20 protein-coding genes are annotated in these 24,555 nt (G+C 61.1%); 9 read left to right on the top strand and 11 right to left on the bottom strand.

Features of this window, described 5'->3' with window-relative positions; all coding sequences use genetic code 11:
* Nucleotides 1-78: 78 nt before the first annotated feature.
* Both BFC21_RS20690 and BFC21_RS20685 read right to left on the bottom strand, forming a co-directional pair.
* Nucleotides 79-240, bottom strand: coding sequence for a YqaE/Pmp3 family membrane protein (locus tag BFC21_RS20690; protein ID WP_016782466.1), 162 nt, complete (start codon nucleotides 238-240; stop codon nucleotides 79-81).
* 185 nt (nucleotides 241-425) lie between these two features.
* Nucleotides 426-1,709, bottom strand: a complete 1,284-nt coding sequence (locus tag BFC21_RS20685) for an aspartate aminotransferase family protein (protein WP_095003899.1) — start codon at nucleotides 1,707-1,709, stop codon at nucleotides 426-428.
* A 217-nt stretch (nucleotides 1,710-1,926) separates the two neighbouring features.
* On the opposite strand from BFC21_RS20685, the gene BFC21_RS20680 reads away from it, so the two are divergent.
* A complete protein-coding gene (locus tag BFC21_RS20680) occupies nucleotides 1,927-2,826 on the top strand; it encodes a LysR family transcriptional regulator (RefSeq protein WP_016782468.1) in 900 nt (299 codons plus the stop codon).
* A gap of 343 nt (nucleotides 2,827-3,169) precedes the next feature.
* On the opposite strand, the gene BFC21_RS20675 is transcribed toward BFC21_RS20680, so the two are convergent.
* The 7 genes from BFC21_RS20675 to bioB all read right to left on the bottom strand — a co-directional run bounded on the left by BFC21_RS20675 (nucleotide 3,170) and on the right by bioB (nucleotide 11,852).
* Nucleotides 3,170-4,948 carry an acyl-CoA dehydrogenase C-terminal domain-containing protein gene (locus BFC21_RS20675; RefSeq protein WP_088378807.1) on the bottom strand — a complete coding sequence of 593 codons (1,779 nt, stop codon included), beginning with the start codon at nucleotides 4,946-4,948 and terminating at the stop codon, nucleotides 3,170-3,172.
* A gap of 275 nt (nucleotides 4,949-5,223) precedes the next feature.
* Nucleotides 5,224-7,029, bottom strand: a complete 1,806-nt coding sequence (locus tag BFC21_RS20670; RefSeq protein WP_016782470.1) for a phenylacyl-CoA dehydrogenase — start codon at nucleotides 7,027-7,029, stop codon at nucleotides 5,224-5,226.
* Nucleotides 7,030-7,283: 254 nt separating this feature from the next.
* Nucleotides 7,284-7,964, bottom strand: a complete 681-nt coding sequence (bioD, locus tag BFC21_RS20665) for a dethiobiotin synthase (protein WP_088378806.1) — start codon at nucleotides 7,962-7,964, stop codon at nucleotides 7,284-7,286.
* Nucleotides 7,961-8,773: a malonyl-ACP O-methyltransferase BioC gene (gene bioC, locus BFC21_RS20660; protein ID WP_095003900.1), complete on the bottom strand. Its 813-nt coding sequence runs from the start codon at nucleotides 8,771-8,773 to the stop codon at nucleotides 7,961-7,963. Before bioC ends, bioD begins: the two co-directional genes overlap by 4 nt.
* Nucleotides 8,766-9,497 carry an alpha/beta fold hydrolase gene (locus tag BFC21_RS20655; RefSeq protein WP_088378804.1) on the bottom strand — a complete coding sequence of 244 codons (732 nt, stop codon included), beginning with the start codon at nucleotides 9,495-9,497 and terminating at the stop codon, nucleotides 8,766-8,768. Before BFC21_RS20655 ends, bioC begins: the two co-directional genes overlap by 8 nt.
* A complete protein-coding gene (bioF, locus tag BFC21_RS20650; protein WP_088378803.1) occupies nucleotides 9,490-10,662 on the bottom strand; it encodes an 8-amino-7-oxononanoate synthase in 1,173 nt (390 codons plus the stop codon). Before bioF ends, BFC21_RS20655 begins: the two co-directional genes overlap by 8 nt.
* Before the next feature lie 134 nt (nucleotides 10,663-10,796).
* Nucleotides 10,797-11,852 (bottom strand): biotin synthase BioB, encoded by a 1,056-nt coding sequence (bioB, locus tag BFC21_RS20645; RefSeq protein ID WP_016782475.1) that lies wholly within the window; start codon nucleotides 11,850-11,852, stop codon nucleotides 10,797-10,799.
* Nucleotides 11,853-11,939: 87 nt separating this feature from the next.
* Between bioB and BFC21_RS20640 the strand changes: the two genes are divergently transcribed.
* From BFC21_RS20640 to rarD, 5 genes are all read left to right on the top strand, one after another.
* Nucleotides 11,940-12,680: a ComF family protein gene (locus BFC21_RS20640; protein ID WP_088378802.1), complete on the top strand. Its 741-nt coding sequence runs from the start codon at nucleotides 11,940-11,942 to the stop codon at nucleotides 12,678-12,680.
* Between the two features lie 57 nt (nucleotides 12,681-12,737).
* Nucleotides 12,738-13,502 (top strand): TOBE domain-containing protein, encoded by a 765-nt coding sequence (locus tag BFC21_RS20635; RefSeq protein WP_088378801.1) that lies wholly within the window; start codon nucleotides 12,738-12,740, stop codon nucleotides 13,500-13,502.
* A gap of 183 nt (nucleotides 13,503-13,685) precedes the next feature.
* Nucleotides 13,686-15,587 (top strand): PhoX family phosphatase, encoded by a 1,902-nt coding sequence (locus tag BFC21_RS20630; protein WP_088379563.1) that lies wholly within the window; start codon nucleotides 13,686-13,688, stop codon nucleotides 15,585-15,587.
* Between the two features lie 177 nt (nucleotides 15,588-15,764).
* The gene (locus BFC21_RS20625) at nucleotides 15,765-16,739 is read left to right on the top strand and encodes a serine/threonine protein kinase (RefSeq protein ID WP_088378800.1); all 975 of its coding nucleotides are present in this window, start codon (nucleotides 15,765-15,767) and stop codon (nucleotides 16,737-16,739) included.
* A gap of 222 nt (nucleotides 16,740-16,961) precedes the next feature.
* Nucleotides 16,962-17,849: an EamA family transporter RarD gene (gene rarD / locus BFC21_RS20620; protein WP_088378799.1), complete on the top strand. Its 888-nt coding sequence runs from the start codon at nucleotides 16,962-16,964 to the stop codon at nucleotides 17,847-17,849.
* Between the two features lie 3 nt (nucleotides 17,850-17,852).
* Here the strand turns inward: rarD and BFC21_RS20615 are convergent, their stop codons facing one another.
* The gene (locus BFC21_RS20615) at nucleotides 17,853-18,371 is read right to left on the bottom strand and encodes a glycine cleavage system protein R (protein WP_016782481.1); all 519 of its coding nucleotides are present in this window, start codon (nucleotides 18,369-18,371) and stop codon (nucleotides 17,853-17,855) included.
* Between the two features lie 431 nt (nucleotides 18,372-18,802).
* Here BFC21_RS20615 and BFC21_RS20610 point away from each other — a divergent pair, with 431 nt between their 5' ends.
* Nucleotides 18,803-20,980 carry a malate synthase G gene (locus BFC21_RS20610; protein ID WP_088378798.1) on the top strand — a complete coding sequence of 726 codons (2,178 nt, stop codon included), beginning with the start codon at nucleotides 18,803-18,805 and terminating at the stop codon, nucleotides 20,978-20,980.
* 60 nt (nucleotides 20,981-21,040) lie between these two features.
* On the opposite strand, the gene BFC21_RS20605 is transcribed toward BFC21_RS20610, so the two are convergent.
* A complete protein-coding gene (locus BFC21_RS20605) occupies nucleotides 21,041-21,481 on the bottom strand; it encodes a response regulator (protein WP_016782483.1) in 441 nt (146 codons plus the stop codon).
* Between the two features lie 294 nt (nucleotides 21,482-21,775).
* Here BFC21_RS20605 and BFC21_RS20600 point away from each other — a divergent pair, with 294 nt between their 5' ends.
* Together BFC21_RS20600 and BFC21_RS20595 are read left to right on the top strand one after the other, a co-directional pair.
* Nucleotides 21,776-23,710 carry a putative nucleotidyltransferase substrate binding domain-containing protein gene (locus BFC21_RS20600; RefSeq protein WP_088378797.1) on the top strand — a complete coding sequence of 645 codons (1,935 nt, stop codon included), beginning with the start codon at nucleotides 21,776-21,778 and terminating at the stop codon, nucleotides 23,708-23,710.
* On the top strand, nucleotides 23,707-24,417 hold the full coding sequence (locus BFC21_RS20595; protein ID WP_086795690.1) for a PolC-type DNA polymerase III: 711 nt from the start codon (nucleotides 23,707-23,709) through the stop codon (nucleotides 24,415-24,417). Before BFC21_RS20600 ends, BFC21_RS20595 begins: the two co-directional genes overlap by 4 nt.
* The last annotated feature ends 138 nt before the right edge of the window (nucleotides 24,418-24,555 follow it).

Below are 24,555 nucleotides of genomic sequence, written 5' to 3'. Positions count from 1 at the left end.
AACGCGGTGATGCAATCGCGAGCAAGCCCGCTCCCACATCGCAGCAGATGCCTGTCCCACACAGGCATCCTTCCGACATTACGAACGCTTGGCGATAATCCACACCGCATGCACGATCCCTGGAATATAACCGCACAGGGTCAGCAGAATATTCAGCCAGAAAGCCCCTGCAAAACCCACTTGCATAAACACGCCCAGCGGCGGAAGCAGAATGGCAAAGATGATTTTAATAAGATCCATATGCGCAGCTCCCTGAAAGTGGCGGGCCAGAACCGGCCCTGCTTCTAATCGACTCCAGGCGCAAGCCAAAGGTTCAGCGCAAACTTATCCACAGGCAAAAAAAACGCCCCGTGCCGAAGAAAACAGGCACAGGGCGATGCGTTATACCGCGAGACGGTTCTTTAAATTCGGTGTGAGCGCTGCAGTCAGACGACAACTGCGCGACGGCACTGCAACTGGGCCGTGCGCACACGGGCAAACGCCCGGGCCAGACGCAGCAGCATTTCATCGATATTGCCTTTGCTCACGCACAGGGCCGGGGTGAAACGCAGGCAGTCAGGCTGTGGCGCACTGATCAGCAAACCCTCATACAAGGCTGCCTTGACCACAGCATCTGCCGAGTTATCCGACAAAGTCAGACCCCAAAGCAGACCCTGGCCGCGCAATTCACCCTGTGCATAACTATTGGCCAACCGGCCCAGGCCCTCGCGCAGGTGTTGCCCCGCGTCGCGAACCTGCTGCAAAAAGCCTTTTTCCAGCACGGTGTCCAGCACCGCCAAGCCGGCGGTGCTCATCAGGGCGTTGCCATGATGGGTGCCGCCCAGCTCACCGGGCTCCAGGCAGCAGGCTTTGCCCCGAGCCAGCAGCGCCGCCAGTGGCACGCCGCCACCCAGGCCTTTGCCCAAGGTGATGATGTCGGCACGGATGCCGTAATTCTGCTCTGCCAGCAACGTGCCGCAACGCCCCATGCCGGTCTGGACTTCGTCCAGGATCAGCAAAATGCCCAGCTCACGGCACAAACGCTCAACACCCTTGAGGTAGTGTTCGGTCGCCGGAATCACCCCGGCTTCGCTTTGTACCGGCTCCAGCATGATGGCCACGGTCTGCGCATCGACTGCCGCATGCAGCGCCGGCAAATCGTTGAACGGCACATTGATAAAGCCCGGCAACTGCGGCTCGAAGCGGTTATCCAGGGTGGCGCCGCCCGAGGCTGACATCGCGCCAAAGCTGCGACCGTGACAGCTGCGGCTCGCGGTGATAATCCGATGCGCACCACCCCGATGCAGCTGGCCCCACTTGCGCGCCAGCTTGATCGCCCCCTCATTGGCCTCGGCCCCGGTGTTGAGCAAGTGCACCTGATCGCTACCGGTGCTTTCACACAAGCGCTGAGCCAGGTTCAACATCCCGCGGTTTAAAAAGCCTGCGCCCGGGTTCAGCAAAGATTGCGCCTGCTCGGTCATCGCCTTGACCAGCACTGCCGGGCTGTGGCCCAGGCTGTTGGCGGCACTGCCCTGGGTAAAGTCCAGATACGCCCGGCTGTCGCTGTCCCACATCCACGACCCCTGGCCTCGCACAAACACTTGGCTCTCACGCTCAACGCAGGGCATCAGGCAGTCTCGGGACGGAGGGTTGCCAGCCTTGGATGGCGCAGAATGCGCAGCCATCTCTTCAAGGCTGGGGGAATGGCGACGCAGGTTAAACAGGTTCATGCACGCGGACCTTGTGACCATAAACAGATTTGATTTGCAACTGCCGGCGGTTCTTACAGAAGGTAAACCTCTGATTGGGTTTATTGCCCTGCCTATGTAAAACGCCACTGCCTATCAGCATCTCTGGCTCGATGAGCCTTGTGGAATGCGCGTAGACTAGGCGCCAGCGGGCCGTTGAGCCATTTCGTTTTTTAAGCAATTTCGATAAGTATTACTTATGGATTTCAAGCAACTGCGTTATTTCGTCGCGGTCTATGAAGAAGGCCATGTGGGCCGTGCCGCCGAGCGTCTTTGCATCTCGCAGCCAGCCCTGTCGCAGCAGATCCGCCAGCTCGAACACAACCTCGATGTGAGCCTGTTCGAGCGCAGCAGCAAGCGCCTGCTGCCGACATTGGCAGCGCACACGCTCTACAACCACGCGCTGCCGCTGCTCGACGGGCTGCAACGGGCCAAAGAGGCGTTGCACAATTTCCAGGGCCAGGCCCTGCGCACCATCGCCATCGGCGTGTTGCAAACCGTGCATACCAGCCTGGTGCCGCAGATGCTGGAGCGGGTGCGCCAGGCCCAACCCCATTTGGTGGTGCAGATCTACGAGCTCACCGGCATCGAGATCGAACGGCGCCTGCTCAATGGTTCACTCGACATTGGCATCAGCTACCTGCCGCCACGCCAGCCCGGGCTGCACGGCATGCTGCTGTATGAAGACGAACTGCAACTGGTAATCCCGGCAGATCATCCTCTGCGCGAATTCAAGAAGGTATCTGTAAGCCAGGCGGCAGAGCTGCCGATGCTGCTACTGGGAGAAGAGTTTCAGGTACGCCAGATCTGGCAAACCCAGCTCGCCAACCTGGGGCGGCGCCCGCAGGTACAAGCCGAACTGAACACTATGGCGGGGATTCTCGACAGCCTGCCCCACAGCAAGCTGGCCACCGTATTGCCTGGGCGCTCGCGTCATCAGCACGACGACAAGGCGCTGCTGTGGAAGCCGCTGAGTGAGCCCCGTGTGCCACTGAAGGTGGGGTTGGTGTGCCGCGATGTGCAACGTCAGCAGGCAACATTGGGGCTGTTGCGCACCTTGCTTGAGGATGTGATGCAGAGCGATGAAGGGGCGTTGTAGCTGACCATCTTGTGGGAACGGGCTTGCTAGCGATTCAGGCGACGCGGTGTTTCAGGCACACCGTGGTGATGCGATCGCGGGCAAGCCCGCTCCCACAGGAACTGGGAAATCGAGAAAATTCTGACGCAGAAAAAAGAAAACCCCGCCGAGGCGGGGTTTTGCAGACTGTTTCCCTGACATCCTTTTCACTCCGCCATCCTGGCAGAATCCTACGTGTCCGTGTTGTTGCTTTGAGCTTCCTGCTCTACGTCCATGGAAAGTAGATTACCCCTGGATCCAATCTGCCGATATGGGAGATTGTCAGCATGTAATGTAAGCAAATGCTTACAAAACACTAAACAGGTTAAAAGTGTGCTTCGTCCAGCAGGTAAAGCGACTCGCTACCCGCCTTGACCGAAGCGCTCAGCGAGTGGATACGCGGCAGCAAACGGGCGAAATAGAAGCGTGCCGTGCCCAGTTTGCTGGCATAGAAGGCTTCATCGGCCTCTTTGCCCAACGCGGCCCTGGCCATCAACGCCCACATGTACGCATACGTTGTGTAACCAAAAACCTGCAGGTACTCGACAGAGGCAGCACCGATCTCGTTCGGGTTGTTTTGCGAGCGGTCCAGTACCCAGGCTGTCAACTGGTCAAGTGTGTCCAAAGCTGCAGCCAGTGGCTGGGTAAACTCGTTCAGGTCACTGCCGGCCCCGGCAATAAACTGACGAATCTCGTCGGCGAACTGACGGTAGTAAGCACCCTGGTTGCCCACGATCTTGCGCCCCACCAGATCCAGCGCCTGGATACCGTTGGTGCCTTCGTAGATCTGCGTGATGCGCACATCGCGCACCAGTTGTTCCTGGCCCCACTCGCGAATGTAGCCGTGGCCGCCGAACACTTGCTGGCCATGCACGGTGGTTTCCAGGCCCAGGTCGGTGAGGAAGGCTTTGGCCACCGGGGTCAGCAAGGCCACCAGGCCATCAGCGCGCTCGCGGGCGGCGGGGTCTTCACTGAACTTGGCAATGTCCAGCTGGTTGGCAACGTAAGTCGAAAACGCCCGACCGCCTTCGTTCGAGGCTTTCATGGTCAGCAACATGCGCCGCACGTCGGCGTGGACGATGATCGGATCGGCCACTTTATCCTTGGCCACCGCGCCGGTTGCTGCGCGCCCCTGCAGGCGGTCGCGGGCATATTCCACGGCGTTCTGGTACGAGCGCTCGCCCGAAGCCAGGCCCTGAATGCCCACCCCCAGACGCTCATAGTTCATCATGGTGAACATCGCGGCCAGGCCACGGTTGGGCTCGCCCACCAGGTAGCCAACCGCCTCGTCGAAATTCATCACGCAAGTGGCCGAGGCCTGGATACCCATCTTGTGTTCAATGGAGCCACAAGTCACCGGGTTGCGCTCACCCAGGCTGCCATCGGCATTGACCATGAACTTGGGCACCAGAAACAGCGAGATGCCTTTCGGCCCCGCAGGTGCATCCGGCAGTTTGGCCAGTACCAGATGGATGATGTTCTCGGTCAGGTCGTGTTCACCACCGGTGATGAAGATCTTGGTGCCGCTGACTTTGTAGGTGCCATCCGCCTGAGGCTCGGCCTTGGTGCGAATAATCCCCAGATCAGTACCGGCATGGGGCTCGGTCAAACACATGGAACCAGCCCACACACCCGAGTACATATTCGGCAAATAGGTGGCTTTCAGTTCGTCGCTGGCGTGGGCGTTGATCGATACACAGGCCCCGGCAGTCAGCATCGGGTACAGGCCGAACGACAGGCTGGAGGAGTTGATCATCTCTTCGACCTGCGCTGACACGGCCTTGGGCATGCCCATGCCGCCGAACTGCGGGTCGCCACCCACGCCCACCCAGCCGCCTTCGGCGTAGGTGCGATAGGCATCGACAAAACCGGCCGGGGTGGTCACTGCGCCATTGTCCCAGTGGCAGCCTTCCTCATCACCACTGCGGCTCAGCGGCGCGATGCTTTTGGCCGTGACCTTGCCCGCTTCTTCAAGAATGGCTTCAACCGTTTCAGCATCGACGGTCTCTGCCAACGCAGGCAATTGCGCCCAAAGTGTAGCGACCTCGAAGACTTCATTGAGGACGAAGCGCATATCGCGCAGGGGCGCTTTGTAGTCAGCCATGGCAAACCTCGTAATCTGTAAACGGCGATTAATGTAGAACCCAGTCTAGCTTAACGACGATAGCGATACATAGGGTCATCGTGTGACCAAAGATACAAATTAGGTCACTGTGGATTTTTTGTGGGAGCGGGCTTGCCCGCGATTCAGGCGACGCGGTGTTCCAGGAAGACCGTGGTGATGCCATCGCGAGCAAGCCCGCTCCCACATGTAGCCAACCCAAAAAAAAGCCGCTTCCCCCAAAGGAGAAGCGGCTTTGCAAGATGACCCGCCGAGGCTTAGTAGCCCAGGTCGAAGTCTTCTTCTTTCATGTCCATCAGGTTGGCAGCGCCCGACAGCATGGTGGCAACGTGCGCGCGGGTGCGCGGCAGGATGCGCTGGAAGTAGAAGCGTGCCGTTTGCAGCTTGGCTTTGTAGAACGCTTCTTCGGACGTGCCTTCAGCCAGCTTTTCAGCGGCCAGGCGCGCCATGTCAGCCCAGAAGTAAGCCAGGCAGGCATAACCGGAATACATCAGGTAGTCGACCGACGCCGCACCCACTTCTTCACGGTCTTTCATGGCGGCCATACCGACCTTCATGGTCAACTCGCCCCATTCCTTGTTCAGTGCTGCCAGTGGCGTTACGAACTCGTTAAGGGTTTCGTTGCCTTCGTTGCTCTGGCAGAACTTGTGCACGATCTTGGTGAAGCCCTTGAGCGCCTCGCCTTGAGTCATCAGCACTTTACGGCCCAGCAGGTCGAGTGCCTGGATACCGGTGGTGCCTTCGTACAGCATCGAAATGCGGCTGTCGCGAACGTTCTGCTCCATGCCCCACTCGGCGATAAAGCCGTGGCCGCCGTAGATTTGCACGCCGTGGTTGGCGGACTCAAAACCGACTTCGGTCATAAAGGCCTTGGCGATCGGAGTCATGAAAGCCAGCAGTGCGTCGGCTTTCTTTTTCTCTTCTTCATCAACGCCGTATTTCACGATGTCGACTTGCTTGGCGGTGAAGTACACCATCGCACGGTTGCCTTCGGCGAATGCCTTGGTGGTCAACAGCATGCGGCGTACGTCCGGGTGAACGATGATCGGGTCAGCCGCTTTTTCAGGGGCTTTCGGGCCGGTCAGCGAACGCATTTGCAGACGGTCACGGGCGTATTTCAGGCCGCCCTGGAACGCGATTTCAGCGTGGGACAAGCCCTGCAGCGCGGTACCCAGACGTGCGGTGTTCATAAAGGTGAACATGCAGTTCAGGCCTTTGTTCGGCGGGCCGATCAGGAAACCGGTGGCACCGTCGAAGTTCATCACACAGGTGGCGTTACCGTGGATGCCCATTTTGTGCTCTAGCGAACCACAGGACACGGCGTTGCGCTCACCGATGCTGCCATCGGCGTTGGCCTTGAACTTGGGCACGATAAACAGCGAAATGCCTTTGGTGCCAGCCGGTGCATCCGGCAGGCGAGCCAGCACGATATGCACGATGTTGTCGGCCATGTCGTGTTCACCGGCCGAGATAAAGATCTTGGTGCCGGAAATCTTGTAGGAACCGTCAGCCTGGGGTTCAGCTTTGGTGCGCAGCAGGCCCAGGTCGGTACCGCAGTGCGATTCGGTCAGGCACATGGTGCCGGTCCATTCGCCGGTCACCAGCTTGGTCAGGTAGGTCTCTTGCTGCTCGGGGGTGCCGTGCTCGGAGATGGTGTTCATCGCACCGTGGGACAGGCCCGGGTACATGCCCCACGACCAGTTGGCCGCACCGACCATTTCGCTTACCGCCAGACCCAGAGATTCCGGCAGGCCCTGGCCACCGTGCTCCACGTCGTGAGCCAGGCTCGGCCAGCCGCCTTCAACGAATTGTTTGTAGGCTTCTTTAAAGCCAGTCGGGGTTTTAACCCCGGACTCGCTCCAGGTGCAGCCTTCAATGTCACCCACACGGTTCAGAGGTGCCAGCACCTGCTCACAAAACTTGGCGCCTTCTTCAAGAATGGCGTCAACCATATCTGGAGTGGCGTCCTGGCAAGCCGGCAGGCTCTGATAGTGCGCTTCGTAACCGAGCAGTTCGTCACGAACGAAGCGAATATCACGCAAGGGGGCCTTGTAGTCAGGCATAGCGATAAACCTCTGCTGATGAAACCGGGGATGAACAACCGCGTGGATTTGTTATGGCGGTCAAACAGGTGTTTGAAACATACGTTTACGCCTATTTATTGTCAAGCAGCGCGAAGCGTCCGTTCGTCTTGGGTCGGATTTTTCTGACAAGGGAAGGGAGATGGGTGGGAGCGGGCTTGCTCGCGATAAAGGCGGCGCGGACAGTCAGGTAGACCATCGCGAGCAAGCCCGCTCCCACAGGTTTTAGCCGTGTATCAGTCCAGCAAATCCAGTTGCAGGTATTGCGCCACGGACTGTGCCGACGCCGATTTAAGTTTTGGCACACGCCCCAGGCAGGGTGCAGGCAAGCGCTCGGCCAGGGTGGCGAGGTTTTCTTCCAGGCGCGAGGTTTTCGGGCCAATGATATTGGCCACCCAACCCGCCAGTTGCAGGCCATCACTGGCAATCGCCTCGGCCGTGAGCAGGGCATGGCTGATACAGCCCAGGCGCACGCCCACCACCAGTATCACCGGCAAATCCAGCGCCTGGGCCAGATCCGACAAGCTGTCTTGCCCCGATATCGGCACGCGCCAGCCGCCAGCACCTTCAATCAGGGTGAAGTCGGCTTGTTTACTCAGGATGTGCTGCATCGGCCCCAACAGCGAGCGCACCGTCAGCACCACCCCGGCTTCGCGCGCGGCAATATGCGGGGCAATGGCCGGTTCAAATGCCACCGGGTTGACCTCGTCATAACTCAACTTGATCGAGCTTTCAGCAATCAAGGCCAGAGCATCGGCATTGCGCAGCCCCTGCCGGGTGACCTCACAGCCCGAGGCCACCGGCTTGCCTGCCGCCGTGCTCAAGCCGGCCGCGCGAGCGGCATATAAAAAGCCCGCCGCTACTGTGGTTTTGCCTACATCGGTATCCGTACCGGTGATGAAGTACGCAGGGTTCATCGCGTTTTCTCCAGAATGCCGTAGACCACCTGATAGGTCGCCGGTAGCCCGAGCGGCTGACGATACGCTTCATAGGCAGCCACCAGCCCCTGAATCCGTGCCCTGCCCGTCAGCCCTTCAGGCCGCCCGGGGTTAAGGTTGTGCGCACCCAGCGCCTTGAGCTCATGGGTCAGTTGGCGAACCTGCGGGTAGTGCAGCACATGGGGCTGATTGTGCAAGCTGAGCACCTGCAAGCCGCTGTCGGCACACAGTTGCTGATAGGCGTGGAACTCACGGAAGCGATTGACATGCACCTGGCCGTCCACCGCCTGCCAGCTGTCTCGCAGCTCATGCAAGGTGCCCACGCACAGGCTGGCAAATGCCAGCACGCCGCCAGGCTTGAGCACCCGCCGGGCCTCGCTGAGCACCCCACGAAAATCCGCACACCATTGCAGCGCCAGGCTGGAGAAAATCACATCGCAGCTGTTCGATTGCAGCGGCAGGCTTTCGGCATCCCCGGCAATAAAATGCTGGGCTCCGCCCAAGGGCCGGGCATACGCCAGCATGCCCTGGGCAATATCCAGCGCCAGCCCCTGGCTGTGGGCATAACGCTGGCCCAGCTCACGGCTGAAATACCCGGTGCCGCTGCCCAGGTCCAGCCAGCGCTGCGGGTTCAAATGCCGGGGCAGGCGGGCCATCAACTCATGGCCGACCGCCCGTTGCAGCTCGGCGACGCTGTCATAACTGGCGGCCGCCCGGGAAAACGAAACCGCCACCTGACGCTTGTCCGGCAAACCGGCTGCCAGCAGCGCAATACTCAAATCATTCATCGCCCGACTCGTGTAAAAAAGCCTGGATTGCCGCCGCCAGCTCGTGGGGGGCTTCCAGTAAAAAAGCATGACAGGCCTGTTCAATCAGGCCCACTTCGACATCGGGTAACAGCGCCAGCACATCGCTCGCCGCCTGCACCGGCACCAGAGCATCCAGCCCCGCGAACAGGTGCAATTGCGGCCCGTTAAAACGCTGCAAGGCTGCCCGCGTATCCAGCTTGCCCAGCAGTTCAAGGCCGGCCAGCAGGGTATCGGGTTGGGCTTTTGGCGCGCCGCCCAGCAGTAACCCGGCCATTGCCCGGGCTTCGGCCGAGCCCTGGCTGCACAGCAGGCAAAAGCGTTTCAGGGTGGTGTTGGGGGCATCGCGAAAACCGCTGAGGAAGGGTTCGAATGTGGCTACCGGCATAGCGCTTGGCCAGTCCTCGCGGCTGACAAAGCTCGGGTTACTGGCCAGGGTCACCAGCCCGCAACAGCGATCGCCGCGACGCGCAGCCAGCTCGCTGGCGAGCATCCCGCCCAGCGACCAGCCGCCCAGCCAGATGTTGTCGGGCAAGGTGGCGTCGAGTTCGTCGAGCCAGTCGTCAAGGTCGGCGGACAACAGCACCGGCAACGGTTCGATTTCAACCCGCAGGTGCTCGTCCAGCCCACGCAGTGCCACGGCCAGCGGTTCCAGAGGTGACACCCCCAGGCCCCAGCCCGGCAGCAAAACCAAGCGATCACGCATGATCGGCCTCCAACGTGCGCCAACAGTCATCAAGTGCTGTTAACAATAGCTGCACCTGCGCCTCTGTGTGAGCCGCCGACAGGGTCACGCGCAGCCGGGCACTGCCCGCGGGCACCGTGGGCGGGCGGATTGCGGTCACCAGCAGGCCGCGCTCGCGCAACATCTGCGACAGACGAATGGCCTGGCCACTGTCACCGATCATGATCGGCTGGATCGGCGTGAAGCTGTCCATCAACTGCAGGCCGATCTGTTCGGCACCCCGGCGAAATTGCCCGATCAGGCTGTTGAGGTGCTCGCGGCGCCAATGCTCAGTGCGCAACAGCTCAAGGCTTTTGAGCGTTGCGCAGGCCAATGCCGGAGGCTGGCTGGTGGTGTAGATATAAGGCCGGGCGAACTGGATCAGGCTTTCAATCAGCTCTTCGCTGCCCGCCACAAAAGCGCCGCTGGTGCCAAAGGCCTTGCCCAGCGTGCCCACCAGCACCGGCACATCGTCCATGCCCAGGCCAAAGTGCTCGGCAATCCCGCCGCCAGTGGCGCCCAGCGGGCCAAAGCCGTGGGCATCGTCGACCATCAGCCAGGCCCCTTTAGCCTTGGTCTCACGGGCCAGCGCCGGCAGGTCGGCAAGATCGCCGTCCATGCTGAATACGCCATCGGTGACCACCAGCGTACTGCCGCAGGCCTTCTCCAGGCGCTTGGCCAGGCTGGTTGCATCGTTGTGCAAATAGCGGTTGAAGCGCGCCCCGCTGAGCAAGCCGGCATCCAGCAGGGAGGCATGGTTGAGACGGTCTTCGAGCACCGTATCGCCCTGCCCCACCAGCGCGGTGACGGCGCCCATATTGGCCATGTAGCCGTTGCTGAACAGCAGCGCCCGTGGGCGACCGGTGAACTCGGCCAGGGCTTCTTCCAGTGCGTGATGGGGGGTGCTGTGGCCAATGACCAGGTGGGAGGCACCGCCGCCCACACCCCAACGCGACGCACCGGCTTGCCAGGCTTCGATCACCTGCGGGTGATTGGCCAGGCCGAGGTAGTCGTTATTGCAGAAAGCGAGCAGAGGCTGGCCATCGACCACCACCTGCGGGCCTTGCGGGCTTTGCAGCAGCGGGCGTTGGCGATACAGGTTCTCGGCACGGCGAACGGCCAGGCGGGCGCTTAGATCAAATGACATGCTGGCTATAATCCCTTGTAGCCGCTGCCGCAGGCTGCGATGGGCAGCGAAGCGGCCCCGGCTTCGGTATTGAAAGCGAAGGTCCTGCGGACCTTATCGCAGCCTGCGGCAGCGACTACAGGTCTACGCGGTGGTTAAACCACAGCGTTATAGAACTGCTCGCTGGACTTCTGATCCCGCAGTGCATGCTCGATCACCGCCTGATGCACTTCATCGGCGTGGTCTTCACGCTCTTCCGGCAGGATGCCCAGACGGCTGAACAGCTGCATGTCCTTGTCCGCCTGCGGGTTGGCAGTAGTGAGCAATTTGTCGCCGTAGAAAATCGAGTTGGCCCCGGCAAAAAACGCCAGTGCCTGCATTTGCTCGTTCATTGCTTCACGACCGGCCGACAGGCGCACATGGCTCAAAGGCATCATGATTCGTGCTACCGCCAGCATGCGGATGAAATCAAACGGGTCGATGTCTTCGGCATTTTCCATCGGCGTACCGGCCACTTTCACCAGCATGTTGATCGGCACCGATTCCGGGTGCTCGGGCAGGTTGGCCAGCTGGATCAGCAGGTTGGCGCGGTCGTCCAGCGACTCGCCCATGCCCAGGATGCCACCGGAGCAGATTTTCATCCCGCTGTCGCGCACATAGCTCAGGGTTTGCAGGCGCTCGCTGTAAGTACGGGTGGTGATGATGCTGGTGTAAAACTCAGGGGAGGTGTCGAGGTTGTGGTTGTAGTAGTCGAGGCCAGCGTGGGCCAGCGCGGCGGTTTGCTCCTGATCGAGCTTGCCCAGGGTCATGCAGGTTTCCAGGCCCATAGCCTTCACGCCTTTGACCATTTCCAGCACATAGGGCATGTCTTTGGCCGACGGGTGTTTCCAGGCCGCCCCCATGCAAAACCGGGTGGCACCGATGGCCTTGGCCCGCTGGGCTTCTTCAAGCACCTTCTGCACCTGCATCAGCTTCTCTTTGGCCAGGCCGGTGTTGTAGTGGCCCGACTGCGGACAATATTTGCAATCTTCCGGGCAAGCACCGGTCTTGATCGACAGCAGCGTCGAAACCTGGACCCGGTTGGCGTTGAAATGCCTGCGGTGAACGGTCTGCGCCTCGAAAAGCAGGTCGTTGAACGGCTGGGTGAACATCGCCCGGACTTCGGCTAATGACCAATCATGTCGCAAGTTGGCAAGGCTGCTGGCGCTCATCGGCGTTTCTCTTGTTTATGCTTTGACTAGAACCTGAGGGCGGATCCTCAGGCACGGCACGGATGTCGGCATGTTTAAGGATGTGACATGAACTGTCAACCACAATGGATAAAGCGGGTTTACAACTGGTTATTATCTAACCAGTCGTGTTTGTTGTGCGATCTGCGCGCCGGCACCGGGCAGGCCCTGTGCATGGCCTGCGAGCTGGAACTGCCCTGGCTGGGTGACTGCTGCCAGCGCTGCGCTTTGCCGTTGCCGATGGCGGGGTTGATGTGCGGCCATTGCATCAGGCAGCCGCCCGCCTTTGCGCGGGTGCATGCACCCTGGGTGTATGGTTTCCCGATCGACAGCCTGATCGTGCGCTTCAAGCACCACAGCAAATGGCCTTATGGCCGTCTTTTAGCCGAAATTCTTGGCCAATCGCTGCTTGATGGCTTCAATTCGGGAGAGCCTCGACCCGCCTTCCTATTGCCAGTCCCCCTGTCCCGCAAGCGCTTGCGTGAGCGTGGCTATAACCAGGCCGGCATGCTGGGGGACTGGCTCAGCAAGCAGTTGCGCATCCCCTGCCAGCCGCACTGGCTGCTGCGTACCCAGGACACCGCCGCGCAACAGGGTCTGGACGCCAAAACCCGCAAACGCAACCTGCGCCACGCCTTTCGCCTCGCAGCCGGGGTGCAGGTGCATGGCTTGCATCTGGCCCTGATCGATGACGTGCTGACCACCGGCGCCACGGCACAAAGCCTGGCACTCCTGCTACTCAAGGCCGGGGCACGACGGGTTGATGTGTATTGCCTGGCACGCACGCCAAAACCCGACGGGCTTGCTTGACGCCACCCCGCGCAGCAGGCACTTTTCGGGCACGCCCCGCTTTGCGAACCTGCCTTCATGCACCTGCCTGCCCTGCTTGCCCAACATATCGTCCGCCGCCCGCAACGTATCGCCCTGTTGCAACACATCGCCGAACAAGGCTCGATCACGGCCGCCGCCAAAAGTGCGGGCATCAGCTACAAAGCGGCGTGGGATGCCATCGACGAGTTGAACAACCTGGCGCAAACCCCCTTGGTGGAGCGCAGCATCGGCGGCAAGGGCGGAGGGGGTGCCCGGTTGTCCGTGGCAGGCTTGCGGGTGCTGCGGCTTTACCAGCGTTTGCAGGCAATACAGGCCCAGGTCCTGGACGCTGCCGAAGACGCCCGGGATCTCGACTTGCTGGGCCGTCTGATGTTGCGCACCAGCGCCCGCAACCAGTTGCACGGCAGCGTTGTGGCCATTCACCCTCATGGCCACAACGACCTGATCGAACTTGAGCTGCCCGGCGGCCTGGGCCTGCGCGCGCAAATTACCCGCGACAGCACCCAGCGCCTGGAACTGGCCATCGGCAGCCCGGCGGTGGCGTTGATCAAAGCGGGCTGGCTGCAACTGATCGACATCACCCAGCCGCCCGGCCCGGAATACAACCACCTGCACGGGCACATCGAACAGATCCTGCACACAGACGACGGCCCCAGCGAAGTGCGCATCAACCTGCCCAGCGGCCAGACCCTGTGCGCGCTGACCGAACCGCAACACCTTGAAACACTCAAGTTGGTCGTGGGTAGCGATGCGCAGGTGCAGTTCGCGCCGTCGCTGGTGTTGCTGGGGACAGCGCTCTAGTCCGGCCCCTCACCCCAACCCTCTCGCATAGGGAGAGGGGGCTGATTTGCGCAGTTCTTGAATCCGCGTGCGGTCAGTCCCCTCTCACTTTGGGAGAGGGCTAGGGTGAGGGGAAACACTGAAACATCCCTGTCATACCCGCTGCTTATGGTGTCTGCCAAAACCGTCAGAGCCGAGCCAGCCATGAGCCTATTAGAAGAACATCAACCCACCGACCTTGAGCAGATGGTTGGCCTCAGCCGACGTGGCTTTATCAGCGCTGGCGCCTTGTGCGGCGCGGCGATGTTCCTCGGCGGCGGCCTGCTCGGGCGCAGCGCACTGGCGGCGGGTGTCAGCGCTGCCAACAGTAACTTGCTGGGCTTTGACAGCATCAACGCAGCCACCACCGATACCATTAGCCTGCCACCTGGCTACCGCGCTTCGGTACTCATCAGCTGGGGCCAGCCGCTGCAAGCCGCAGGCCCGGCGTTCGACCCGGCCGGCAACGGCACGGCCAGCGAGCAGGAAGTGCAATTTGGCGACAACAACGACGGCATGAGCCTGTTTGCCTTCCCCGATGACCCCAACCGGGCCCTGATGGCAATCAACAACGAATACACCAACTATCGCTACCTCTACCCCCACGGTGGCACGCCTGCCAGCGCCGAAGAAGTGCGCAAGGCCCAGGCCTCGGAAGGCGTGTCGGTGATTGAGATTCAGCGCCAGGGCAACGGCTGGCAGTTTGTCCAGGGTTCGCCTTTCAACCGCCGCATCCACGGCAACACGCCCATTCGCCTCAGTGGCCCTGCTGCTGGCCACGAACTGCTGCGCACCCAGGCCGACGCCACGGGCACCCACGCATTGGGCACATTCCAGAACTGCGCCAACGGCAAAACGCCGTGGGGCACCTACCTGACGTGCGAAGAAAACTTCACGGACTGTTTTGGCAGCTCTGATCCCAAGCAGGCCTTCAACGCCGCACAAAAGCGCTATGGCGCCGTGGCCGCCAGCAAAGACATCAACTGGCACCAGCACGATCCGCGTTTCGACCTGGCACTCAACCCCAACGAACTCAACCGCCACGGCTGGGTGGTGGAAATCGACCCGTTCGACCCGCTTTCCACGCCCGTCAAACGCACCGCCCTGGGCCGCTTCAAACACGAAAATGCCGCACTTGCCGAAACCGGAGACGGCCGCGCCGTGGTCTACATGGGCGACGATGAGCGCGGCGAGTTCATCTATAAATTCATCAGCCGCGACAGGATCGACCACCAGAACCCCAAGGCCAACCGCGACCTGCTCGACCACGGCACGCTTTATGTGGCGCGCTTTGACGGTGGTGACAGCAACCCCGATCGCCCCAAGGGCCACGGCCAGTGGGTTGAACTGAGCCACGGCAAAAACGGCGTCGATGCGACCAAGGGTTTTGCCAATCAGGCCGAAGTGTTGATTCATGCACGCATGGCGGCCAGCGCCGTCGGGGCCACACGCATGGACCGCCCGGAGTGGATTGTGGTCAGCCCCAAGGACGGCCAGGTTTATTGCACCCTGACCAACAACGTCAAACGCGGCGAAGACGGCCAGCCGGTGGGCGGGCCCAACCCGCGGGAGAAAAACGTCTATGGGCAAATTCTGCGCTGGAATGCCCACAAGGGTGATCACGGCGCGGACACCTTCGACTGGGACCTGTTCGTCGTTGCCGGCAACCCGGCCGTTCACGGCCAGCAGGCCAAGGGCGGTTCGGCCAACATCACCGCGCAGAACATGTTCAACAGCCCCGACGGACTGGGTTTTGACGCCACCGGGCGCCTGTGGATCCTGACCGACGGTGATGTCAGCAACGCGGGCGACTTCGCTGGCATGGGCAATAACCAGATGCTCTGCGCCGACCCGGCCAGCGGTGAGATCCGCCGCTTCATGGTCGGGCCGATTGGCTGTGAAGTCACCGGTATCAGCTTCTCGCCCGACCACAAGACCTTGTTCGTGGGCATTCAACACCCCGGCGAAAATGGCGGTTCCACCTTCCCCGAGCACCTGCCCAACGGCAAACCGCGCTCCTCGGTCATGGCCATCAGCCGTGAAGACGGTGGCGTCGTCGGCGCCTGACCTTTCCTTGTGGGAGCGGGCTTGCTCGCGATCGGGTCGATGGGGTTTAACTGACAGACCGCAGCGCCTGCATCGCGAGCAAGCCCGCTCCCACACAGGATTAAGTCGCCTTCCAGGTCCCGGTCTGCGTTAACATGCATGGCCGGACGCGGCAGCCTGCTGCGCGCAGGAGTCAGCATGTCTCATCCGTTTGCAACACTTACCCCTGATCTGGTGCTCGACGCTGTCGAAAGCATCGGTTTCCTGAGCGATGCCCGCGTGCTGGCGCTCAACAGCTACGAAAACCGTGTGTACCAGGTCGGCATCGAAGACTCGCAGCCGCTGATCGCCAAGTTCTATCGCCCTCAGCGCTGGACCAACGAAGCGATTCTCGAAGAGCACCGCTTCACCTTCGAACTGGCCGAATGCGACGTCCCGGTTGTGGCGCCGATGATTCACAACGGCCAAAGCCTGTTCGAACACCAGGGTTTCCGCTTTACCCTGTTCCCGCGCCGGGGTGGCCGTGCGCCAGAACCGGGCAACCTCGACCAGTTGTATCGTCTGGGGCAACTGCTGGGCCGCCTGCATGCCGTGGGTGCGACCAAACCGTTCGAACACCGTGAAGCGCTGGGGGTGAAAAATTTCGGTCACGACTCGCTGACCACCCTGCTTGAAGGCAACTTCATACCGCGCAGCCTGCTCCCGGCCTACGAGTCCGTCGCCCGCGACCTGCTCAAGCGGGTTGAAGACGTCTACGCCGCCACCCCGCACGCCAATATCCGCATGCACGGCGATTGCCACCCCGGCAACATGATGTGCCGCGACGAAGTGTTCCATATCGTCGACCTCGATGATTGCCGCATGGGCCCTGCGGTGCAGGACTTATGGATGATGCTGGCCGGTGACCGTCAGGAATGTCTGGGGCAGTTGTCGGAACTGATGGACGGTTACAGCGAGTTTCATGACTTCAACCCCCGCGAACTGGCGCTGATCGAACCGCTGCGCGCCTTGCGCCTGATGCATTACAGCGCCTGGCTGGCCCGGCGCTGGGACGACCCGGCGTTCCCCCACAGCTTCCCGTGGTTTGGCAGCGAGCGTTACTGGGGCGACCAGATCCTGGCGTTGCGCGAACAGCTGTCGGCACTCAATGAAGAGCCGCTGAAGCTGTTCTGACCCCATGTATATGGCTCTTGCTCGCGATCGGGTCGATTGTGGTTTAACTGACAGACCGCAGCGCCCGGATCGCGAGCAAGCCCGCTCCCACAGAAAACCGGGGCCGCTGCGGGTGCAAAAAAACATGTCCGCCTTGCAGATCTCCTGCACGACACGCCTGCAAAACCTGCTTACACTCTTGGCTTCTTCCGTGTCTGTTAGTTGCCTGAGCAAGGATTCTGCATGCAAGCCGCCAACCCGCGTCGCGGGTATATTTTAGGCCTCACGGCCTATGTCATCTGGGGTATTTTCCCGCTCTACTTCAAACTGCTGGCCAGTGTTCCGGCCGCCGAGATCATCGTTAACCGGGTGCTCTGGTCGGCCTTGTTCGGTTCGCTGTTGCTGCTGGTGTGGAAGCACCCCGGCTGGTGGCAGGAGCTGCGTGACAACCCCAAACGCCTTGGCGTGCTGACCCTCAGCGGCCTGCTCATTGCCGCCAACTGGCTGACCTACGTGTGGGCAGTCAATAACGACCGCATGGTCGAAGCCAGCCTGGGCTATTACATCAACCCGCTGGTCAACGTGCTGCTCGGCATGCTGCTGCTGGGCGAGCGCCTGCGTCGCCTGCAGTGGATTGCCGTAGGCCTGGCCGCTGCCGGTGTGGCCCAGCAAGTGTGGCAAGTGGGCAGCCTGCCGTGGGTGTCGCTGGTGCTGGCACTGACCTTCGGCTTTTACGGGCTGATCCGCAAACAGGCGCCGGTCAAGGCGCTGCCGGGGCTGGTGGTCGAAACCTGGATTCTGGTGCCCGTGGCTATTGGCTGGTTGCTGCTGCACCCCGAGGCCAACAGCGCTCATGTTGATTTCTGGAGCACTTCAGAAGCCTGGTTGCTGGTACTGGCCGGCCCGGCCACGCTGATTCCCCTGGTCAGTTTCAACGCCGCCGCACGGCATCTGCCCTACACCACCCTGGGCTTTATGCAGTACATCGCGCCGACGCTGGTATTGATGCTGGCGGTGTGGGTGTACGGCGAACACCTGTCCGAAAGCACCTTGATCGCCTTTGCATTTATCTGGGCCGGGCTGGTGGTGTACAGCCTCGATGCCTGGTTCAGCATGCGCCAGCGCGGTTGAGGCTTACTCCTCGGTGCTGAACTTGAGGTCCACCAGCAGTTCGTCGGCCAGGGTTTCCAGGCGCTTTTGCAACACATCCAGGGACAGGGTCAGGGGCACAGCCAGGATCGCCTCGGCATGAAACAGCGGCTCGTTGCTCATGGGCGCGGGCCGCACATCGGTCACCAGCCGCTCCAGGCTCACCCCCTGCTCCGTCAGCACCCGGGTAATGTCGCGCACAATACCCGGGCGGTCATTGCCCACCAGCTCCATTGCAATGGGCTTCCAGGTGCAGGACTGCTCGATGCCGCTCTCGGCGATCAATACCCGAATCCCTTCCTTGCCCAGGCGCTGCAACGCGTCCACCAGCTCATCGTGGGCCTCGGCGGGCACACCCACACGCAGGATCCCGGCAAATTGCCCGGCCATGCGCGACATGCGGCTCTCCAGCCAGTTACCACCATGCTCGGCGATGCACTGGGCAATACGCTCAACCTGCCCGGCCTTGTCCTGGGCAAACACCGTAATCACAAGATGGTTCATGGCGAGGGCTCTCTTATTAGGGGGGTCGAATGAGTATAGGCAACAGCCTCCCCTGTGGGAGCGGGCTTGCTCGCGATAGTCTCGCCACGGTTAGCCTGACAGACCACCTCGCCCGAATCGCGAGCAAGCCCGCTCCCACAGAAGCCATTGCAAATCACAAATTGTGTACTGTTTTTAGAATTATCTGGAACAACCTGCCTGTTTCTTGAGAACATCCTGTTCTTGCGTGTGACCGTTAGCGTAAAAACGGTCGCAGAACGACGTGATCAGTCTGATTTTCACATCTGCAATTGATCATGTAGTATGCCTCGGCAGCCACTACATAATTTGCAACATGGTCTGCCAAGTCGTCTGCAATCCCCGTACAAACCCGCTCTGGCGGTGTTTTGAGAAGCGCTCCAGGCTTTAAATAAAAATGAGTGAGGCAAGCAATGACTGAACACGTTCACGTCGGTGGCCTGCAGGTCGCCAAAGTCCTGTTCGACTTCGTCAACAACGAAGCTATCCCCGGTACCGGCCTCACCGCCGATCAGTTCTGGGCCGGTGCCGACAAGGTCATCAACGACCTGGCACCCAAGAACAAAGCACTGCTCGCCAAACGCGATGATTTGCAGGCGCGCATCGACGCCTGGCACCAGGCCCAGGCCGGCAAGGCCCATGACGCCGTGGCTTATAAGGCCTTCCTCCAGGACATCGGGTATCTGCAGCCAGAAGCGGCAGATTTCCAGGCAACGACGCAAAACGTCGATGACGAAATCGCCCGCATGGCCGGCCCGCAACTGGTGGTGCCGGTGATGAATGCGCGCTTTGCCCTCAATGCTTCGAACGCCCGCTGGGGCTCGCTGTACGACGCGCTGTATGGCACCGATGCCATCAGCGAAGCCGACGGCGCCGAAAAGGGCAAAGGCTACAACAAGGTTCGTGGCGACAAGGTGATTGCCTTCGCCCGCGCCTTCCTCGACGAGGCCGCGCCCCTGGCCGGTGCCTCGCATACTGATTCCACCGGCTACGCCATCGTCGGCGGCGCCCTGCAGGTCACCCTCAAGGGCGGCGCCAGCACCGGCCTGCGTGACACCACACAGCTGATCGGTTACCACGGCTCGGCCGCAGCGCCGACGGCCGTGCTGCTCAAGCACAACGGCCTGCACTTCGAAATCCAGATCGACGCCTCCAGCCCTGTCGGCCAGACCGATGCCGCCGGGGTCAAGGACGTGCTGATGGAAGCCGCCCTGACCACCATCATGGACTGCGAAGACTCGGTTGCCGCCGTCGACGCCGATGACAAGGTGGTGATCTACCGCAACTGGCTCGGCCTGATGAAAGGCGACCTCAGCGAGCAGGTGTCCAAGGGCGGCACGACCTTCACCCGCACCATGAACCCGGACCGCGAGTACACCGCACCCAACGGCGGCACCGTCAGCCTGCATGGTCGTTCGCTGCTGTTCGTGCGCAACGTCGGTCACCTGATGACCATCGACGCGATCCTCGACAAAGACGGCAACGAAGTGCCCGAAGGCATCCTCGACGGCCTGCTCACCAGCCTGGCGGCGATCCACAGCCTCAACGGCAAGGCCACGCGCAGCAACAGCCGCACCGGCTCGGTGTATATCGTCAAGCCGAAGATGCACGGTGCTGAAGAGGCCGCGTTCACCAACGAGTTGTTCGGTCGCATCGAAGACGTGCTCAAGCTGCCACGCAATACGCTCAAAGTCGGGATCATGGACGAAGAGCGCCGCACCACGGTCAACCTCAAGGCCTGTATCAAGGCCGCCAGCGAGCGTGTGGTGTTTATCAACACCGGGTTCCTCGACCGCACTGGCGACGAAATTCACACCTCGATGGAAGCCGGCCCGGTAGTACGCAAGGCCGACATGAAAGCCCAGAAGTGGATTTCGGCCTACGAAAACAACAACGTCGATGTCGGCTTGAGCACTGGCCTGCAAGGTCGTGCGCAAATCGGTAAAGGCATGTGGGCCATGCCCGACCTGATGGCCGCCATGCTGGAGCAGAAAATCGCCCACCCGCTGGCCGGTGCCAATACCGCCTGGGTGCCGTCGCCGACCGCCGCCGCCCTGCACGCACTGCATTACCACAAGGTTGACGTGTTCGCCCGTCAGGCCGAACTGGCCAAGCGTACACCGGCCTCGGTGGACGACATCCTGACCATCCCCCTGGCGGTGAACCCGCAGTGGACCCCGGAACAGATCCAGAACGAACTGGACAACAACTCCCAGGGCATCCTGGGCTACGTTGTGCGCTGGATCGACCAGGGCGTGGGTTGTTCGAAGGTGCCGGACATCAATGACATCGGCCTGATGGAAGACCGTGCCACGCTGCGTATTTCCAGCCAGCACATCGCCAACTGGCTGCGTCACGGCATCGTCAACCAGGACCAGGTCATGGCTAGCCTCAAGCGCATGGCGCCGGTGGTTGACCGCCAGAACGCCAACGATGCGCAGTACCGCCCGCTGGCACCGAACTTCGACAGCAACATCGCCTTCCAGGCGGCAGTCGAACTGGTGATCGAAGGCACCAAGCAGCCTAACGGCTATACCGAGCCGGTACTGCACCGTCGTCGGCGCGAGTTCAAGGCCAAAAACGGCCTGTAACCCGCAGCAATAAAAAAGCCCCGAATATTCGGGGCTTTTTTATGCCTGCAGGAACAAGCCCTAGATGCCCAGCTCCTGGCGGATCAGCTTGAGCAACTTGTCGGTATCAATGGGCTTGAGCAGAAAGTCCACCACGCTCAGGTGCATGGCATCGATGGCGTCACGCACATTGGCGTCACCCGACATGATGATGATCGGCAAGGCCGCCCGCTCGGACTCACGCACCTTGCGGATCAGATGCAAACCGTCGTGGGGCAGCATGCGCAAATCGGTGAGCATCAGGTTGATCGGCTGGCCCGCTGCCAGCAGCGCCAGCGCTTCTTCTTCATTACTGGCCTTGAGGCACTCAATCGCGTTGAGTTCCAGAAACTCGGCCAACAACTCCCGCGCCACGGGGTCGTCTTCAACAATCAACACACATGACGAGGCCGAAGCAGGTGTCTGCATGACCTCTTGCAAGGCCTCTTTTTCGGCGTCAGTCAAAATGTCGTGTTCAGTCATAGGCTTCCCGGAAGCGGACTTGCAGGCGAAATATCCTAACAGCGTAGTCGGTTATCCGTTACAGAATGCCAATGTGCGCTCAGCCGTAGGTATTTCCAAGCCTATAAGAACAAGAAACACACAAAAAACCTGTACGAATTTTCTAAAACAGTCATGGCCTGATGCCCCCTAGACTTACGTCCAATGGGCACCCGGACGCAGACCGCCGAGCATGAGGGATAGAAAAACACCACAGGGCGCAGCCCTGGCCGGTCATAACAACAACGGTTCACAACCCACCACGCGGTATCAGTAATGAGTAAATCGGATGCGTTTCTCCAGGCAGGGAAAACCGCGGTGTTGCAGAACATTCACGGCACCATGCAGTTTTTGCAGCGATTCCCGCCGTTCAACCACATGGAAAACACTCACCTGGCGTACCTGGTCGAGCAGTGCCAACTGCGCTTCTATGCCCCGGGCGAAAGCATCATCCGACCGAATGACGGGCCGGTGGAACATTTCTATATCGTCAAGCAGGGTCGCGTGGTCGGCGAGCGTACCCACGAAGGCCGTGAAGAGGCCCAGACCACCTTCGAAATCACCGCTGGCGAGTGCTTCCCCCTCGCCGCGCTGCTGGGCGAGCGCGCCACCCGCACCGAACACCGCGCCGCCGAAGATACGTTCTGCCTGCAACTGAACAAGCCGGCATTTATCAAGCTGTTTGCCTTATCTGACGAGTTCCGCGACTTTGCCTTGCGCGGTGTCAGCAGTCTGCTCGACAAGGTCAACCAGCAAGTGCAGCAAAAAGCCGCGCAAACCCTAGGCACGCAATACTCGCTCAATACCCGCCTGGGCGAACTGGCCATGCGCCACCCTGTCACTTGCGCCCCGGACGTTGCCCTGCGCGAAGCCGTTCGGCTGATGCACGAACAGCAAGTGGGCAGCATTGTCGTGGTCGACGAGCACAAGGCCCCGCTGGGGATTTTCACCCTGCGCGACCTGCGTCAGGTGGTGGCCAATGGCATTGAGGACTTCGCGCAGGCCATCGATCAGCACATGACCCCCGAGCCGTTCTACCTGAGCCCCGACCACAGCGCTTTCGACGCCGCCATCGCCATGACCGAGCGGCATATTGCCCACGTGTGCCTGGTTAAAGATCAACGCTTGTGTGGCGTTGTTTCCGAGCGCGATCTGTTCTCCCTGCAACGGGTCGACCTGGTACACCTGGCGCGTACCATCCGCCATGCCCCCCGGCTGGACACCCTGATCAACCTGCGCGGCGAAATCGGCCAGCTGGTTGAGCGCATGCTGGCCCACGGTGCGTCTTCCACGCAGATCACCCATATCATCACCCAGCTCAACGATCACACCGTCTGCCGGGTGATCGAGCTGGTACTGGCCGACAAGGGCGACCCCGGCGTGCCGTTTACCTGGTTGTGCTTTGGCAGCGAGGGGCGGCGCGAGCAAACCCTGCACACTGACCAGGACAACGGCATCCTGTTCGAGGCCAGGGACGCAGCCGAAGCCGCCAGTATTCGCCAGCGCCTGCTGCCCATCGCCCAGCAGATCAACCAGCACCTGGCGGCCTGCGGTTTTACCCTGTGCAAGGGCAATATCATGGCCGGCAACCCCGACCTGTGCCTGTCCCGTGCTGAATGGGCGCGCCGCTTTGGCGCCTTTATCCGCGAGGCCACCCCGGAAAACCTGCTGGCCAGCACCATCTATTTCGACCTGCGCGTGGTCTGGGGCGATGAACAGGGCTGCGCGCAGCTGCGCCGCGGCATCCTTGAGCAAGTGGCCGATAACCGCCTGTTCCAGCGCATGATGGCCGACAACGCGTTGCGTCACCGCCCGCCGGTAGGGCGTTTTCGCGAATTTGTGCTGGAGCGCAAAGGCAGCGACAAGGCCACCCTCGACCTCAAGGTCCAGGGCCTCACGCCTTTTGTCGACGGTGCGCGCTTGCTCGCGCTGGCCAACGGTGTCGAAGCCAACAACACCCTGGAACGCTTGCGCCAACTGGTTGCTCTGGACGTGATTGAAGCGCTGGACGGCGCCGCCTACGAGGAGGCGTATCACTTTATCCAGCAAACCCGCATGCAACAGCACCAGTTGCAAACCCGGGAAAACCGCCCGTACTCCAACCGCGTCGACCCCGACAGCCTCAACCAGCTGGACCGCCGTATCCTGCGTGAAGCGCTGCGTCAGGCCCAGCGTCTGCAAAGCAGCCTGGCGCTGCGGTATCAGCTATGAGCCTGTTGTCCTGGTTGTTGCCGCGCAAAAAACCGCTGTTGAGCCTTGAGCAACAACAACGCCTGCAGCAACTGGCGCCCGCCCCGGCGTTGAGCGAGGCGCCATTGCGCACGCAACGCTGGGTGGTGGTGGACCTGGAGACCAGCGGCCTGAACCTTAACCGCGATCAGGTGCTGTCGATGGGTGCAGTGGTCATTGAAGACGGTGCGATCGACCTGGGCCAGGCGTTTGAACGTACCCTGCAGCGTCCCGACAGCGCTCTGAGCCCCAGCATATTGCTGCATGGCCTGGGGCCTGCGGCCATTGCTGCAGGCAGTGACCCGGTGGATGCCCTGCTCGATTTCATGGAATTTGTGGGTGATAGCCCGGTGCTGGCGTTCCATGCGCCGTTTGACCAGCACATGCTCACCCGTGCGCTCAAGGACAGCCTGGGCTACCGCTTGCAGCACCCGTTTATGGATGTGGCGGCACTGGCACCGATGCTGTGCCCGCAGGTGCATCAGCGCGAAGCCGGACTCGACCAATGGATCAATCACTTCAACCTGCAGGTGGAAGACCGCCACAACGCCAGTGCCGACGCCCTGGCCACTGCCGAATTGGCCCTGATCCTGTTCAGCCGCGCCCGGGCACAGGGCATCGACAGCCCCCTGGCCCTGCAACAGCGGCTCAACCAGTGGCAGCGGCGCAAGCAGATGCACGGTTTTTAATCTGTGGGAGCGGGCTTGCTCGCGATTCATGCGACGCGGCGCATCAGGCGAAACGCGGCGATCCCATCGCGAGCAAGCCCGCTCCCACAAAGAACGACCCTCCCCCCCCTTATCGGTCATCCGATGAGCGTCAATTGC

The organism is Pseudomonas sp. TMW 2.1634, assembly GCF_001703595.1.
In the GTDB taxonomy this organism is placed as follows: Bacteria; Pseudomonadota; Gammaproteobacteria; order Pseudomonadales; family Pseudomonadaceae; genus Aquipseudomonas; species Aquipseudomonas fragi.
The sequence above is the reverse complement of the archived record's forward strand: the minus strand, read 5'-3'. Positions and strand labels throughout refer to the sequence as shown.

What these genes read in the sequence shown, in the direction of transcription:
- bioF (WP_088378803.1), bottom strand. Translation starts at nt 10,662, where the DNA reads ATGTCATTTGATCTAAGCGCCCGCCTGGCCGTTCGCCGTGCCGAGAAC.
- BFC21_RS20670 (WP_016782470.1), bottom strand. Translation starts at nt 7,029, where the DNA reads ATGCCTGACTACAAGGCCCCCTTGCGTGATATTCGCTTCGTTCGTGAC.
- BFC21_RS20655 (WP_088378804.1), bottom strand. Translation starts at nt 9,497, where the DNA reads ATGCGTGATCGCTTGGTTTTGCTGCCGGGCTGGGGCCTGGGGGTGTCA.
- BFC21_RS20610 (WP_088378798.1), top strand. Translation starts at nt 18,803, where the DNA reads ATGACTGAACACGTTCACGTCGGTGGCCTGCAGGTCGCCAAAGTCCTG.
- BFC21_RS20690 (WP_016782466.1), bottom strand. Translation starts at nt 240, where the DNA reads ATGGATCTTATTAAAATCATCTTTGCCATTCTGCTTCCGCCGCTGGGC.
- BFC21_RS20630 (WP_088379563.1), top strand. Translation starts at nt 13,686, where the DNA reads ATGAGCCTATTAGAAGAACATCAACCCACCGACCTTGAGCAGATGGTT.
- bioC (WP_095003900.1), bottom strand. Translation starts at nt 8,773, where the DNA reads ATGAATGATTTGAGTATTGCGCTGCTGGCAGCCGGTTTGCCGGACAAG.
- BFC21_RS20685 (WP_095003899.1), bottom strand. Translation starts at nt 1,709, where the DNA reads ATGAACCTGTTTAACCTGCGTCGCCATTCCCCCAGCCTTGAAGAGATG.
- BFC21_RS20615 (WP_016782481.1), bottom strand. Translation starts at nt 18,371, where the DNA reads ATGAACCATCTTGTGATTACGGTGTTTGCCCAGGACAAGGCCGGGCAG.
- BFC21_RS20625 (WP_088378800.1), top strand. Translation starts at nt 15,765, where the DNA reads ATGTCTCATCCGTTTGCAACACTTACCCCTGATCTGGTGCTCGACGCT.
- bioD (WP_088378806.1), bottom strand. Translation starts at nt 7,964, where the DNA reads ATGAACCCTGCGTACTTCATCACCGGTACGGATACCGATGTAGGCAAA.
- BFC21_RS20595 (WP_086795690.1), top strand. Translation starts at nt 23,707, where the DNA reads ATGAGCCTGTTGTCCTGGTTGTTGCCGCGCAAAAAACCGCTGTTGAGC.
- bioB (WP_016782475.1), bottom strand. Translation starts at nt 11,852, where the DNA reads ATGAGCGCCAGCAGCCTTGCCAACTTGCGACATGATTGGTCATTAGCC.
- BFC21_RS20680 (WP_016782468.1), top strand. Translation starts at nt 1,927, where the DNA reads ATGGATTTCAAGCAACTGCGTTATTTCGTCGCGGTCTATGAAGAAGGC.
- BFC21_RS20635 (WP_088378801.1), top strand. Translation starts at nt 12,738, where the DNA reads ATGCACCTGCCTGCCCTGCTTGCCCAACATATCGTCCGCCGCCCGCAA.
- BFC21_RS20640 (WP_088378802.1), top strand. Translation starts at nt 11,940, where the DNA reads ATGAACTGTCAACCACAATGGATAAAGCGGGTTTACAACTGGTTATTA.
- BFC21_RS20675 (WP_088378807.1), bottom strand. Translation starts at nt 4,948, where the DNA reads ATGGCTGACTACAAAGCGCCCCTGCGCGATATGCGCTTCGTCCTCAAT.
- BFC21_RS20605 (WP_016782483.1), bottom strand. Translation starts at nt 21,481, where the DNA reads ATGACTGAACACGACATTTTGACTGACGCCGAAAAAGAGGCCTTGCAA.
- BFC21_RS20600 (WP_088378797.1), top strand. Translation starts at nt 21,776, where the DNA reads ATGAGTAAATCGGATGCGTTTCTCCAGGCAGGGAAAACCGCGGTGTTG.
- rarD (WP_088378799.1), top strand. Translation starts at nt 16,962, where the DNA reads ATGCAAGCCGCCAACCCGCGTCGCGGGTATATTTTAGGCCTCACGGCC.